Source organism: Mycobacterium toneyamaense (assembly GCF_055384815.1).
In genome coordinates, this window is the sequence record NZ_AP040333.1 from 4,561,482 (window position 1) to 4,575,238 (window position 13,757).

16 protein-coding genes are annotated in these 13,757 nt (G+C 63.9%); 5 read left to right on the forward strand and 11 right to left on the reverse strand.

Features of this window, described 5'->3' with window-relative positions:
* Positions 1 to 10: 10 nt before the first annotated feature.
* The 3 genes from ACZ5IQ_RS22000 to ACZ5IQ_RS22010 form a co-directional block, all read right to left on the reverse strand.
* A complete protein-coding gene (locus ACZ5IQ_RS22000) occupies positions 11 to 238 on the reverse strand; it encodes a hypothetical protein (protein WP_073693583.1) in 228 nt (75 codons plus the stop codon).
* 199 nt (positions 239 to 437) lie between these two features.
* A complete protein-coding gene (locus ACZ5IQ_RS22005) occupies positions 438 to 1,910 on the reverse strand; it encodes an FAD-dependent oxidoreductase (protein WP_073693582.1) in 1,473 nt (490 codons plus the stop codon).
* A gap of 254 nt (positions 1,911 to 2,164) precedes the next feature.
* Positions 2,165 to 2,662 (reverse strand): DUF1707 domain-containing protein, encoded by a 498-nt coding sequence (locus ACZ5IQ_RS22010; protein ID WP_286150032.1) that lies wholly within the window; start codon positions 2,660 to 2,662, stop codon positions 2,165 to 2,167.
* A 285-nt stretch (positions 2,663 to 2,947) separates the two neighbouring features.
* On the opposite strand from ACZ5IQ_RS22010, the gene ACZ5IQ_RS22015 reads away from it, so the two are divergent.
* Together ACZ5IQ_RS22015 and ACZ5IQ_RS22020 are read left to right on the forward strand one after the other, a co-directional pair.
* The gene (locus tag ACZ5IQ_RS22015) at positions 2,948 to 3,331 is read left to right on the forward strand and encodes an STAS domain-containing protein (protein WP_073693580.1); all 384 of its coding nucleotides are present in this window, start codon (positions 2,948 to 2,950) and stop codon (positions 3,329 to 3,331) included.
* A gap of 55 nt (positions 3,332 to 3,386) precedes the next feature.
* Positions 3,387 to 3,830 carry an ATP-binding protein gene (locus ACZ5IQ_RS22020; protein ID WP_073693579.1) on the forward strand — a complete coding sequence of 148 codons (444 nt, stop codon included), beginning with the start codon at positions 3,387 to 3,389 and terminating at the stop codon, positions 3,828 to 3,830.
* Positions 3,831 to 3,833: 3 nt separating this feature from the next.
* Here the strand turns inward: ACZ5IQ_RS22020 and ACZ5IQ_RS22025 are convergent, their stop codons facing one another.
* The 5 genes from ACZ5IQ_RS22025 to ACZ5IQ_RS22045 form a co-directional block, all read right to left on the reverse strand.
* On the reverse strand, positions 3,834 to 4,280 hold the full coding sequence (locus ACZ5IQ_RS22025) for a response regulator (protein WP_073693578.1): 447 nt from the start codon (positions 4,278 to 4,280) through the stop codon (positions 3,834 to 3,836).
* Positions 4,277 to 5,854, reverse strand: a complete 1,578-nt coding sequence (locus tag ACZ5IQ_RS22030; protein ID WP_464480281.1) for a sensor histidine kinase — start codon at positions 5,852 to 5,854, stop codon at positions 4,277 to 4,279. Before ACZ5IQ_RS22030 ends, ACZ5IQ_RS22025 begins: the two co-directional genes overlap by 4 nt.
* Positions 5,851 to 7,062, reverse strand: a complete 1,212-nt coding sequence (locus ACZ5IQ_RS22035; RefSeq protein ID WP_073693576.1) for a PP2C family protein-serine/threonine phosphatase — start codon at positions 7,060 to 7,062, stop codon at positions 5,851 to 5,853. The genes ACZ5IQ_RS22030 and ACZ5IQ_RS22035 overlap by 4 nt, the downstream gene beginning before the upstream one ends.
* Positions 7,063 to 7,208: 146 nt before the next feature.
* Positions 7,209 to 7,958, reverse strand: coding sequence for a SigB/SigF/SigG family RNA polymerase sigma factor (locus ACZ5IQ_RS22040; protein ID WP_073693575.1), 750 nt, complete (start codon positions 7,956 to 7,958; stop codon positions 7,209 to 7,211).
* Positions 7,955 to 8,374 (reverse strand): ATP-binding protein, encoded by a 420-nt coding sequence (locus ACZ5IQ_RS22045; protein WP_073693606.1) that lies wholly within the window; start codon positions 8,372 to 8,374, stop codon positions 7,955 to 7,957. The genes ACZ5IQ_RS22040 and ACZ5IQ_RS22045 overlap by 4 nt, the downstream gene beginning before the upstream one ends.
* Positions 8,375 to 8,704: 330 nt before the next feature.
* Here ACZ5IQ_RS22045 and mbp1 point away from each other — a divergent pair, with 330 nt between their 5' ends.
* Both mbp1 and ACZ5IQ_RS22055 read left to right on the forward strand, forming a co-directional pair.
* Positions 8,705 to 8,950: a microaggregate-binding protein 1 gene (gene mbp1 / locus ACZ5IQ_RS22050; protein WP_073693574.1), complete on the forward strand. Its 246-nt coding sequence runs from the start codon at positions 8,705 to 8,707 to the stop codon at positions 8,948 to 8,950.
* 194 nt (positions 8,951 to 9,144) lie between these two features.
* Positions 9,145 to 9,762, forward strand: a complete 618-nt coding sequence (locus ACZ5IQ_RS22055) for a hypothetical protein (RefSeq protein WP_073693573.1) — start codon at positions 9,145 to 9,147, stop codon at positions 9,760 to 9,762.
* Positions 9,763 to 9,784: 22 nt separating this feature from the next.
* Here ACZ5IQ_RS22055 and ACZ5IQ_RS22060 read toward each other — a convergent pair whose 3' ends face one another.
* The 3 genes from ACZ5IQ_RS22060 to glgX form a co-directional block, all read right to left on the reverse strand.
* On the reverse strand, positions 9,785 to 10,231 hold the full coding sequence (locus ACZ5IQ_RS22060) for a response regulator (RefSeq protein WP_464480282.1): 447 nt from the start codon (positions 10,229 to 10,231) through the stop codon (positions 9,785 to 9,787).
* A gap of 179 nt (positions 10,232 to 10,410) precedes the next feature.
* Entirely contained in the window at positions 10,411 to 11,127 is a 717-nt protein-coding gene (locus tag ACZ5IQ_RS22065; RefSeq protein ID WP_464480283.1) for a TetR/AcrR family transcriptional regulator, read from the reverse strand.
* Between the two features lie 95 nt (positions 11,128 to 11,222).
* Complete coding sequence (gene glgX / locus ACZ5IQ_RS22070; RefSeq protein WP_464480284.1) at positions 11,223 to 13,379, reverse strand: glycogen debranching protein GlgX; 2,157 nt, start codon at positions 13,377 to 13,379, stop codon at positions 11,223 to 11,225.
* A gap of 141 nt (positions 13,380 to 13,520) precedes the next feature.
* Here glgX and ACZ5IQ_RS22075 point away from each other — a divergent pair, with 141 nt between their 5' ends.
* Positions 13,521 to 13,676 carry a hypothetical protein gene (locus ACZ5IQ_RS22075; RefSeq protein WP_142239346.1) on the forward strand — a complete coding sequence of 52 codons (156 nt, stop codon included), beginning with the start codon at positions 13,521 to 13,523 and terminating at the stop codon, positions 13,674 to 13,676.
* Positions 13,677 to 13,757 lie beyond the last annotated feature (81 nt).

The window sequence follows — 13,757 nt, forward strand, 5'->3', positions numbered from 1 at the left end:
GCGGATGTCGTCACGGCACGTGCAGGTGGCTGACCATCGACTGCCTGGACTGCGATAGCAGGGCAGCCAACTTTGCCTCGGCGAGCTGGAAAAAGCCGGCGAGGGCCGCCGGTTCGACATCGACATACTCACAAATGGCGTCTGCGGGAACACCGGCATCACGCAGGCGCAATGCCAAGGAATACGGCAGCGGTAGTTGGCGCAACGCCTGTTCGTGTGCGCCCAAGTCAAGAGCCATGCCGTCAGCGTGCGCTCGGGACAGCGCAGCGGGATGAGTAATTCACTACTCAAACTCCACTGCCCCCGGGGCGCATGGACGCGCCCGACGACAACGCCGGTGATCATGCGATCAAAAAAACCATAAATAACCGGGTCCGGACATCAGCCAAACGGATGAGATTTCGCCGGCGTCAAATATATCGGCGACCGACAAGCCCTCACCGGTGTGGCAGGACAGCACGGTTTTCCAACGGTCCGCAGCGGACGTCGAATCGCTCGCGCACGGTGTCGAGAGCTTGGCGGTGGTGTGCGCGCTCGCGGCGGTGAGTGGCCATGAATCGCGCGGTGGCCAACAGGCGCCGCGGCAGCGGGTACCAGCGATCGAAATCCAGTCCGCAATCCGCGAACACCTTTGCGGGGACCGCGTCAAAGATCAAACTCAGGTTGTAGTGCGCGAGCGAGACCATCGCGTACGGAAGAACGTTCTGTCCTTTCCGTTGCAGCTCTTGCCAATCCAACTCGTACAGCGGGACGCTCGTCAGCTTGTCCAGGAACAGCAGATGCGTCAGGAAGTAGCCCATGAATGCCGGCAGATGCAGCGCAGCAGACCGGGTATTCAACGACAGCACGCGACCACTGTCGGAGACATACGGCTCGTACGGTTGCGGAACGCGCCCCAGATAGCCGGTGCAGTTGATGATCCAGCTACCGGCTTGGATGGTTCTGGTTGCGCCACTGCGTAATTGAAGTTCGACGACGTCGCCGCGGTCCACGATGTCGACGAGATGATCCATCACGATCTGGTTGACGCCGGCCGCGATGGTGGCGCTCTCCTCTTCGGAGAGCACGCCCAGCAGGAAGTGCGGCGCTCGCGGCGTCGGCGACACTCCATAGTCGGCGCGGAGCTGGTCTGCTGTCGCACCTTCATTGCTGCCGTCGAATGCCAGAGCCGTGCCACGCAGCGCAGTGCTCGGCAACGAACCACGCACCCAGCGCGCGGCGCCACGCAGGTAAAACTTGTTGCGGTCGGCGAAGAACGTCCCCGAACCGGCCAGCAGGTTCACCTCACGTCCCGGATAAGCCGTGATCAACGCGTGGGCGGTATCCATCGCGGTCTTGCCGCCGCCGATGACCCACACGGGAGCGGTACTGTCCGCGATGGCTCCGCTGCGGACATCGCAGTAGTCGGGCGAAACCGACTGCACGCGTGTGCTTGTCACCGGCAGCGGTTGATTCGGCATGACGCCGATGCCATACGCCTTGACCGCCCGTTCGGCCGTGATGACGGTCCGCTGATCATCCGAGGATCGACAGGTGAGCCGAACGACGCCGTCGGCCTCGTCGGTGGATTCCAGTGTCCACCCGAAGTACTCGTCGACCTGCACCCGCTGCTTGATGACGTCGAGACAGTGTTGAAAGTGGTCGAGCACTTCGGCCTTGGTCGCCAGGTGCGAAGGGTCCTTACCGAAAGTCCATTCGATGTTCCCCGCGGTGAAGAACGGGTGCGGCTGGTGCAGCCGAACGTACGGATAGGTGTCGACCCACATGCCGCCCACGCGTGGTCTGCTGTCTACCAAGGCAATCCGCTGGCTGCCGGATAGGTATTGACTGGCAACGAACAGTGCATTGAGGCCGGCGATGCCCGCGCCGACGACACAGAGGTCGTATGTCTGATTCGAGGGACTGTTCACGTCTACACCTCCGATAGCGGCGTGGTCACGCCGTAATCGTCGTCGGTCTCTGGCGCGACGGATTGAGTAGTGCGGTACGCAATTTTTCCGGCGGGGCGCTTGGGCGCCAGTTCACTCGTATTCGACGGGCAGCACTCCGCGTTCGACGGCACTGACCGGTGCGGCACGGTCGGCTTCGGTCTGGTCGGCGTAGCGGCGGGCGAAACCGCTCAGCGACTTGCTCACACGGTCGGAACGACCGAGATAACCGGCAATCATCGATGCGCCGCTGGTCCTGACACCGGGTACCGCCTGCGCCCCATCTGCGGGCTGGTCATCACACCGACCGCGGTGGGAATCAGCAACGCGCATCCCCACGGCACGGCCACCCAGAACGGCCAGAAATAGCCGGTGCCGGTAGTGAGCCAGATTGCGAGGCACAAGAGGTTCACCGCGACCCACGGCATCCACATGATGGCAACCCATTGCGGAATCCTGTGCTTCCGTTGCCGTTTCGGCTCAGGACGGTCATGCGACGGCGGCAGGTCGGACACGATCTCGGTGAGTTCGCCGCGGGTCTGCGCCTGGTAGAGCTGCTGCAGGCGCGTGTCGTATTCGGCCAGTGTCAGCCGGCCGTCGGTGACGGCACGGCTGAGCCTGCCAGCAATGACGTCGCGGTCAGCGTCACCGACACGGATGCGATCGTCGAGGGTGTCGGTGGTGCCACCGGTACGCATCGATGGCCCGAGCGGGAAGTCCTCATGGTGGTACATGGTTCAACTCCATTCGCCATAACGGTGTTATGGACATTCATAACACCGTTATGGCCACGTGGCAAGGCCTCACACAGAACTGCGCCACACGGACGTCCATGTGGCGCAGCTCGGTAACGACCAAGGCCTCGACGAGCCTGGGTACCCGCAGCTGAGCCGCGCCAAACATGTTATTTGCCACACCGTCTGAACGGCGTTGTCCTGCCGTTTTGGTGGGGCGGGACGCAGAAGCGTCGTTAGTATTTGGATTGTCGGCTCACGCGTGTGAGCCCCTCGGAGGTGACAATGACGGGCCAGCCAGTTCAGGGCAGCGGCAATCCTGCCGCGGCGAGTTGCACGGTCGAACAGAGCCAGATCGGCGCGGTTAGCGTGGTGACGGTGTCGGGGACGGTGGACATGCTCACCGCTCCGCAGCTGGAGGCCGCGCTGAGCCCGGCGGCGGTCGGCGCGGCCGACGCGGTCGTCGTCGATTTGAGCGCCGTGGATTTCCTGGCGTCGGCCGGCATGGGCGTGCTGGTGGCCGCGCATGCGGAATTGGCACCGGCGGTCCGGCTCGTCGTCGTCGCCGACGGTCCCACCACGAGCCGGCCGCTCAAGCTGGTCGGCATCGCCGATCTGATCGAGCTGTTCGTCACGCTGGACGAAGCGCTTGCGGCGGTCGCCACCTAGGGCGGTCGATGTCGGACGGAAGAAGGCGGACAGAAGGTAGGTCGAGCAGGTTCATATGACGGATCCGGACCAGTCGAGCAGCGGGGCGCGTTTCAGCAAGGTGGACGTGGTGGCCATCCCCGAACATGCCGCATCCATCCGTCAGGAATTCGCCACCTGGTTGGCTGAACATTTCGCCCTGGACCGGGTGAAGGCCAGCGATATCGTGCTCGCCGTCAACGAGGCCTTGGCCAACGCGGTCGAAGCCGCCTACGCGGACGCACCCGAGCCGGGTGTCATGCACGTTCGCGCCGACTTCGACCGCGCGTCGGCGCTGCTCACCGTGACCGTGACAGACGAAGGCACGTGGCGCCCCGCCGCAGCGCAGTACGCGAATTCGGCACGCGGCCGCGGTATCCCGCTGATGCGAGCACTCACCGATCGTGCGTCGATCGAGCCCACCGAAGCCGGAACCCGGGTGCTCTTGCAATGGGATGACATCGCCGCCGCGGCCGCCTGACCGTCACGACTGCGGTAGCCGCACCACCTGAACGAAGAACTCGTCGATCTCCCGCACGGCTTTCATGAACTGATCGAGATCGACGGGCTTGGTCACGTAGGCGTTCGCATGCAACTTGTAGCTGCGCAAGATGTCTTCCTCGGCCGACGACGTGGTCAGGACGACAACCGGTATGTGAGACAGGTCGGAGTCGGACTTGATCACCTCCAGCAGTTGCCGGCCGTCATATTTCGGCAGATTCAGGTCGAGCAGGATCAGGTCCGGGGTCGGGGCATCCGCATGGACGCCGCGCCGGTAGAGAAAATCCAGACCTTCTTGACCGTCGCGGGCCACATGCAGGGTGTTCTTGATCTTGTTGTCCGCGAACGCTTCACGGGTGATCAACTCGTCCCCCGGGTCGTCCTCGACCAACAGGATGTCCACCACTCGGCCGGCTGACGACGCGTTCATGGGTGACTTCCTTCCGGCTGCTCGAATGCGATGACGTTCGGTTCGGTGGTCGGGGTGGCCGGCAATGTGAACACGAACCGCGTGCCATCGGTGTACGAGGTGTCGATCCCGATGGTGCCGCCGTGATGTTCGACGATCTTCTTGCACAAGGCCAAGCCGATGCCGGTACCGCTGTAGGCATCACGGCCGTGCAACCGCTGAAAGATCACGAACACCTTGTCCACAAACTCTTCGGCAATCCCAATACCGTTGTCCGTGACCGTGAATACCCAATCGTCGGCATCTTCACCCGTTCCGGGTGTGCAGTCGATCACGATCCGGGGCGCGAGACCCTCTCGCCGGAACTTCACCGCGTTACCGATCAGGTTCTGCCACAACATCGTGAGGAGGGTGGGGTCGCCGTCGACCCGCGGCAGGCCGGCGGGCGGCAGCAGCACTTCGGCTCCCGACTCGGTGATCGAGGTCGCGAGGTTCTCCATGGCCGAGGCGACAGCCTCGCCCAGATCGACTTCGGTGTGCGTGGCGTTGATCCGGCCGACGCGGGAGAAGGTGAGCAGGTCGTTGATCAGCAACTGCATGCGCTTTGCGCCGTCGACGGCGAAGTTGATGTATTCGACTCCGCGCTCGTCGAGCTGATCGCCGTACCGCTTCTCGATCAGCTGGCAGAAGGACGCAACCTTGCGCAGCGGCTCTTGCAGATCATGCGATGCGACGTAGGCGAACTGTTCGAGTTCAGCGTTGGACCGACGCAGCTCCTCGGCCTGTTCGTCGAGGGCAAGGCGGGCGAACTGGGACGCCTCGAGCTCCTCGACGATGCGCTGCCTCATCTCCTCGACGTCGACGGCAATAGCTCGAATGTCGGTGGGCCCCTGGGGAATTATGCGCTCATCGAAGTTACCCTGCGTGATCCGGCGGCACGCTGCTGCGAGTGCGCCCAAGGGACGGGTGACCGAACTCCGCACCAGCATGGCCAGGACCACCGCCATGACGACAAACGCACCGACCATGGTCGCCAGCACCCGGTCGCGCCACTGGCGTATCGAAGCCAAGCGAGCGGTGTCAGCGTCGCGCGCCTGTGCCAGGTGCGCGTTCTGGGCATCGAACAGCGCACGAAGGTAGTCGAACTCCTTCTTGCCTTCCTCATTGGTACGGCTGTCGACGACGGCCGGATGTCCCACGACGACACTGGCGATCACCGGCTGGGCGTAGGTGCTGCGCCACGTACCGGCAGCTCGCTCGATCGCGTCGAGGTCCGCGATGAGTGCCTCGCGCCCCTCCAGCAGTGATCTGAGTTTCTGCGCCGCAGCGGTTTCAGCGCGTTGTCCGTCGTCATACGGCGCCAGGAACTGGCTGTCAGCGGCACTGGCATAACCGCGGACCGCGGTTTCCTGGTCACGTAGCCCGGCCTGCAAGCGGTAGGCGGCCACGCGCGCCGGTTGCAGGTGCTCGATCAGTTCGCTTGACACCGTGTCGGTCCGGTTCATCAACAGCGCACCGCCGACCGCGCCGGAGAGCACCACCGCGCCCATCGCAGCCAGAACCAGGTTCTGCCAACCTTGCACCGTCAACTTCATCGAACCGAGCGCTCCACTCGAATGACGGCGATGTCGTCGGTGAGACCGCCGAAGGGCTCGGCCCGGGCCTCCGTCTCACTGATCAGCGCTTTGACGAACTCAGCCCCGGGCAGGCGCGCCAGTGAGCGCGCATTCGCCAGCAGTCCCTCCTCCCCGAGTCGTTCGCCGCCCTCCCCCGCAGGTCCCTCGAACAGCCCGTCCGTCAGCAGCATCAATCCGTCGCCCGGCTGCAACTGCAACCGATTGACCGGCCATTCGGTGGCTCCGAGCCCCAGTGCCGGTCCGGCGACGGGTTCGAGCCAGTCGACGGTGCCGGTGCCATGCATGAGCAGCCCGGGATGACCTGCCCGCACCACGTCGAACTGCCCGGTATCGGGCGTCAGTGCCACACTCAGCAGCGTCGCGAAAGTGCCGCGGCTGGGACGCTCGGTGGTCAGGATGCGGTCCAGCTGGCACATTCGCTCATTGCCGCGCAGACCCGCGAAAGTCAATGCACGCCAACCGATTCGCAGCGCCACGCCCAACGCGGCCTCGTCCGGCCCATGACCGGCGACGTCGCCGATCATGACGTGCACCGTGCGGTCCGGGGTCTGCACGACGTCGTAGAAGTCGCCACCGATCAGGGCGTCCCGCCGGCTCGGCAAGGACTGGGTGACGACCTCGACGCCGGGATTGTCCAGAAGCAGCGGAGAGGGCAGCAGGCCCCGCTCCAGCCGGGCATTCTCCTGGGCGCGCAGTCGACTGGCGTGCAGATCCACCGCAGTGACCTCGGCGCGCTTTCGTTCGATGGCATACAGCACCGCGCGCCGGAGCGTGTCCGGATCCACCCGGCCCTTCACCAGGTAATCCTGCGCTCCAGAGGCCATGGCGGAAACGCCGAAATGCTCGTCGTTCAAACCGGTGAGAACGACGATCGGCACGCTCGGAGCCAGAGCACCCAAGCGATCCAGAGCGTCCACACCACCGGCGTCGGGCAGGTGCAGGTCGAGCAGCACACAATCCGGACGGATCGCGTCCAGCGCGGTCGCCGCCTGGCTCAATGTGGGAGCCCAGTGGAAGTCGATGTCGATCGCGGCGTCGGCGATCAACTCCTCGACCAGAAGGGCATCACCGCGGTCGTCTTCCACCAGCAGCAGCGACAGCGGCCTGCCCGAGGATGGCCCCGCCTTTGCAGGCGATGAGCGGCTCAGCCGTGGGTCTGTCGGCATGGACAAGTGGTCACATCCTTCACCAACGGGCCACCTACATCGTGCTGACCATATCGTTCGCCGTGCTTACCCAGCGGACGTTACCAGTTGGTACCACACCGCTTTGGACCATTGACGCTCCGCAGTTGGCTGGGCCGCGCCGGCCGCTACTCCAACTTGTCCCGGAGCTGCGCAAGGGTTTTCGCCAGCAGCCGCGACACATGCATCTGGGAGATACCGAGTTTCGCGGCGATCTGCGATTGCGTCATCGATTCGAAGAACCGCAGCACCAACACTGTTCGCTCGCGCTCGGGCAGTTCGGCCAGCAGCGGCCGGAGCGCCTCGCGCTGTTCGACCTTCTCCAACCCCGGATCGACGTCGCCCAGCGTGTCGGCCAGCGACGGCCGTTCCTCATCACCAGCGACCTTGTCGATCGATGCGGTCTTGTACGAACTTCCGGCCATCAGACCGTCGAGCACCTCATCGCGATCGACGCCGAGCTCGGCAGCAAGTTCAGAGGGCGTGGGCGCGCGGCCGAGGCGCTGAGACATCTCGGCGGTGGCAGTCCCGATCCGCAGATGCAGTTCTTTCATCCGCCGCGGCACTTTCACCGACCAGCTGTTGTCGCGAAAGTGGCGGCGTAGCTCGCCCATGATCGTGGGAATCGCGAAAGGCGCGAATTCCGAACCTAATTCGACATCAAACCGGTTGACCGCGTTGACGAGGCCCATGCGCGCGACCTGCAGCAGATCGTCGCGGGCTTCCCCCTTGCCCTCGAAGCGTCGCGCGATGTGGTCCGCCAGCGGCAAACAGCGCTCGATGATTCTGTCGCGCTGTGCGATGTAGTCAGCTGAATCTTCGGCCGTTCGTCGGAGCTGACGGAACATCTCGAGAACGTCCGCATACTCCGCCGTCACCGCTGCAGACTCACTCGTCTCGAGGTCAACGAAACACCCAGCACCTGGGTGCCGTCGACAGCCGGTTCGTCGGCGAAGGTGGACACCTCGTCGGCGAGCGAGTTGAGCACATGCCAACTGAAGGTGTCTCGCTTCACCACCTCGGTGCCGCGGCTGTCATCGACCGCGCATCGTGCCGAAGCACGAATCACCACAGCATCATTCGCCGGATCGACGACGACCCGCAGGCTCGATCCCGGCACCGCGGCACGGATGAGGCCGGTACAGGCTTCATCGACCGCCAAACGGATATCGGCGACGGCGTCCAGATCGAAATCCTCGAAGGCGGCCACTGCCGCGACGAGCGTCCGCAGGACTGCCAGGCTTTCCGCCGAGGCCGCAACGATCAGTTCAACGGACCGGTCACCGCGCGCCATGTCGCCCTGCCCCACTGCATCAACCACGTATCCTCCAGCATCCCGGTGCAGGTCACTCCACATCACGCCCTGTGTACCCATTTTCCATGGCCCTCCAAACAAACGCGCACAACCTGCCCTCCGCGCGTTCTCGGACCGAGCAGACGCGTGCGGATCAGTGCCGCCATCAGCACGACTGATCTACGGAATGTGCTGCCGGACAGGGTTATCCGCTGTGGCGCAGATCGCAATAGTTCGTGTTTGGCGTTCACCGGAGGTGGGAATTCTCGGACGGCGTGGAGAACGGTTCTCCGTGCGCGATCGATCCGATCGGCCAGCCGAAGGGTAGACATGAGCGAGAACAAGCACACCGGGCCTGAAGAAGCTGTCCGGGGAGTCGTTGAAGGCCTCAAGGGGAAGGCCAAGGAGGTCATCGGTACGGTGGCCGGTCGTGATGACCTGGTCCGCGAAGGTCAAGCCCAGCAGGACAAGGCAGATGCGCATCGGGCGGCGGCCAGGAAGGAAGCCGAGGCCGAGGCGGCACGCGCCGGCGCGAAAGCCGCCGAGGCGCGTGAGCGCGCAGAACAACAGAACTAACTGAGTGTGTGGCGATGGCCCAGTCCGGCGAAATGCCGGGCTGGGCCACTCTCGTGGGCGGGTGGACGGATCAGGAAAGCTTGTGGCGGAGACCCTTTCGGCAGGATGAGACCGGGTGTTTTGCACATCGATCGAGTGGGTATCGAGAAGTCAGCTGACGCACTCGCGCGTCGCCCGATTTGAAGGAATTAGGGATGACACTCGAATTGCCAGCCACTGCCGACATCACCGTCCATCTACCGGTACTCCTGGTCGGGCTGCGCTGGCTGTTCGACACCGAACAACCGGCGGGCGCCGTCCAGTGTCCCGCGGGCGACAGCCTGTCTTCTGCAGGCGGGCGCGCCTTTCGGTTCATTCCCGCAGACCACGACGGCCGGGCGGCGTTGGGCATAGCCGTGACCACCGGCATCGCCGGCGATGTGATCAGCGGCCACGAAATCGCCGATTTCATCGACCTGATCGAGGGAATGGGCGAAGAGGTGCTGTCGGTCAATTCCGTAGCGGCAGGGTCCTTTTACGTGCTGACGTTCGCCAGAGCCGCTCATCCGACGCTGCGAAGTGCCGTTGTCCGTTATCGCGTCGAACACCGCGCGGACGCCGACGCCTCACCATTCGGGCCGGCGCGACGCTCGACAGTGGTCAACCCTGTGAGCGCACGGGATGTGCAACGGCAGGCACGTGTCGGCACCGCCTTCCCGGACAGCCCGCGGTCCCCCAACGATGCCGCCGGCGTGTATTGGATGGATCGCTTCGATGGCCCGGCAGCGAGCGCCGCGATCGGCACAGAGCTGTGTCTGGCCATGCGGGCTTAGCCGCCGCGCATCGACTTACCCTTCAGGACCGCGGCAACCGGACCACCTGGACGAAGAATTCGTCGATCTGACGCACCGCACCCAGAAACTGGTCGAGGTCGACGGGCTTGGTCACGTAGGCATTCGCATGCAGTTGGTAGCTGCGCAAGATGTCTTCCTGCGCCGACGACGTGGTGAGCACGACGATCGGGATGTCGCACAGCTCGATATCCGATTTGACCTTTCCCAGCAGCTGGCGCCCGTCATACTTCGGCAGATTCAAGTCGAGCAGGATCAGGTCCGGTCGCGGCGCATTCTCGTAGTCGCCCCGCCGGTAGAGGAAGTCGAGACCCTCCTGGCCGTCGCGGGCGACGTGCAGGACATTCTTGATCTTGTTATCGGCAAAAGCTTCCCGGGTGATCAACTCGTCCCCTGGATCGTCTTCGATCAACAAGATGTCGATCGCCCTGCTCTCGCGCGGCGCTGTCACGTGCCCAACCCTTCCGCACCTCGGCAGAGATGACGTTCGATCCATCGACCGGTGGCTCCGGCAACGTGAGTACACGGTGGCCTCGACTACCAGAGGTTCGAGGCCACCGAGCTCCGACCACTGTCAGTTTACATTGTAAACAGGCCCGACGTCCGGCCGGGCTCGCGCGGTCCGCGCGGTCAGTGCTGCGACAACAACGATTCGAGTCGATCCAACAGCGCTTCGAGCGCTTCCTCGAACTCCGTTTCGCTGTGATCTTCCGAAAGCAGGGGTTGCAGTCGGTCCAGGTGCGGATAGTCCGACAACGTGGCGCTGGAGTGGTCAGCGACGTCGACGATCGCCTCGACAGGGCTCAACTGGGCGCCGTGAGCAGACACCTCCAACAAGAGCTGCCCCAACAAGAACGTGGTGTAGGCCCGGTAGGCGGCGACCGCCCCGACATCGTCGAACCCGTAGGAAAGCAACGTATCGAGGAAGCTCTCCATCCAGCGCAGACTGCGCAGCGGCGGGCGCACCCACGGCGCCTCCGGCGCCTGCGTGGCCACCAAAGGGAAGACGTGGGGGTGCTGTAGCGCAATCTGACGCACCCCGTGACCAAGACGGATCAGATAGTCCTGCCAGCCGTCCTCTTGCCGACGAGCCGCCAGCTGATCGGCATACAAGCGGTCGATGACGTGATCGACCACACCGGTCAGCAGATCCGCTCTGCCGTGCACGTACCGGTACAGCGCCATCGCTTCCACACCACATGCCGCACCCAGCCGGCGCATGGTCAGCTTCTCCAGGCCGTGCTGGTCGATGAACTCGATGGCCGCGTCCAAGATGAACTCACGGGTCAACGACGGGTGACCATCGCGCGCCCCGGCGTCGACGCCCGAGTCATTGAATCCCGACACCCGTCCGACCTCCCAGCACCCGTGACATACCGGCACCAACGCTAGTTGCAGAAGCCGCGAAATGCTGAACCTTCGCGGCGGGCGGCAGGCCTGTTTCAGGAGAGGGTCCGGAATACCGTGAGGGCACGGCCGTCGACGGTCACGGTGGCCCCCGCCTCCACGGGTGCTGCCTCGGCGTCTGCGGTCGCCACATCGCCGGCGGTATCGAGTAGTAGTTGCCATCTCGGGCCGAATTGATCTGGCGGCAAAGTGAATTCGATGGCTTCGTCGTGGGCGTTGAAGCACAGGACAAACGAGTCGTCGACGACACGCTGCCCTCGCTCGTCCAAGTCTGGGATGCCCTGTCCGTTGAGATAGACCGCGACGGACTTGCCGAAGGCGGTGTTCCAATCCTCGTCGGTCATTTCCGAGCCGCTCGGAGTGAAGAAGGCGACGTCCGGTACGTCCTGCGCCCCGCGGGTCCGCACCGGCCGGCCGGTGAAGAAGCGGCGACGCCGGAAAATCGGGTGCGCGGTGCGGATCGCGGCCACGGCGCCGGTGAACGCGATCAACTCGGTGTCGGCGGACTCCCAGTCGACCCAGGTGATTTCGTTGTCCTGGCAGTAACCGTTGTTGTTTCCCCCTTGGGTGCGGCCCAGTTCATCGCCGTGGCAGATCATCGGGACGCCCTGGCTCAGGAGGGTGGTGGCCAGGAAGTTGCGCTGCTGACGTCGACGCAGCGTCTCGATGCCGGGGTCGTCGGTCGGTCCTTCCACACCGCAGTTCCAGGACCGGTTGTCCGACTCGCCATCGTTGTTGTCGTCACCGTTGGCCTCGTTGTGTTTCTCGTTGTAGGAAACCAGGTCTCGCAGGGTGAAGCCGTCGTGGGCAGTGACGAAATTGATCGACGCGACCGGCCGTCGTGAGGTGTGTTCATAGAGATCCGCCGATCCGGTGAGTCGCGAGGCGAATTCGCCGAGAGTGGACTCCTCCCCGCGCCAGAAGTCGCGAACGGCATCGCGGTACTTACCGTTCCATTCCGTCCACTGCGGCGGGAAATTCCCGACCTGATATCCACCGGGCCCGACGTCCCAGGGCTCGGCGATCAGTTTGACCTGGCTGATCACCGGATCCTGCTGGACCATCTCGAAGAACGTCGACAGGCGGTCCACGTCGTAGAACTCCCGTGCCAGCGTCGACGCCAGATCGAAGCGGAAGCCGTCGACATGCATCTCGGTCACCCAATACCGCAGTGAGTCCATGATGAGCTGCAGGGCGTGCGGATGACCGGCGTTGAGACTGTTGCCCGTGCCGGTGTAGTCCATGTAGTACTTCTGGTCGTCGTCGACCAGCCGGTAGTAGGCGGCATTGTCGATTCCCCGGAACGACAGCGTCGGGCCCAGATGGTTGCCTTCGGCGGTGTGGTTGTAGACCACGTCGAGGATCACTTCGATGTCCGCTTGATGCAGCGCACGCACCATGGCCTTGAACTCTTGGACTTGCCCGCCCGCGGTCACTCCGGAGGTGTATTTGGGATCCGGCGCGAAGAACCCGATCGTGTTGTACCCCCAGTAATTCGACAACCCTCTGTCGATCAGCGTGGAATCGTTGGCGAAGTGGTGCACGGGCATCAGCTCGATGGCCGTGACGCCGAGACCCTTCAAATGCTCGATGATGGCCGGGTTGGCGACGCCCGCGTAGGTACCGCGGTCACGCTCGGGGACGTCGGGATGACGCTGCGTCAGCCCCTTCACGTGCGCCTCGTAGATCACCGAGTCCGTGTACGGGCGCTGCGGGGGCCGGTCCGTGCCCCAATCGAAGTACGGGTTGATCACCACCGATTTGGGCATGCGACCGGCAGAGTCGTCGTCGTTCCGGCTGTCCTCGTCACCGAAGTTGTAGCTGAAAAGTGCTTGATCCCATTGGAATTCGCCGTCGATCGCCTTGGCATAGGGATCGATGAGGAGCTTGTTCGGATTGCACCGCTGCCCCGCAGCCGGATCGTACGGTCCGTGTACCCGGTAGCCGTAATGCTGTCCAGGGACGACATCGGGCAGGAACCCGTGCCAGATGAATCCGTCGACTTCCGGTAGTACAACACGTGTTTCGGCGCCGTTGTCATCGAACAGACACAGCTCGACACGTTCTGCGGCCTCGCTGAAGAGCGCGAAATTGGTTCCCACACCGTCATAGGTAGCTCCGAGCGGGTAGGCCTTCCCCGGCCACACCTCAGTGCGACCGGACCCGGTGTCCTGCGAACCGACCTCAGTCATGCGCTCTCCTCGACCAAGAGATAGCCCGAATCAGGGTCGCCCAATCATGTCCAGGGTTGGTTTGACCGGGCACTGCCGTGGGTACCTGTAAGCCGTCGGCATCGACGAACACGTCAATTGCCCTGAGCAAGGAGCGCAACAATGATCATCCTGGGCATCATCTTGCTGATTCTGGGATACGCCTTGGGGGTACCGATTCTGGACACCATCGGGGTGATCCTGATCGTCATCGGCGCGGTCCTCTGGATCTTGGGCGCCGTTGGACGGCCGGTTGCAGGCCGCAAGGTGTGGTTCTGACCGGGCCATGACCGTCCCTGTTCACGACGGGCATTGTCGTGACGCGCGCCAGCCCCGATGCGAGGGGCCAGCCGGTCGGCG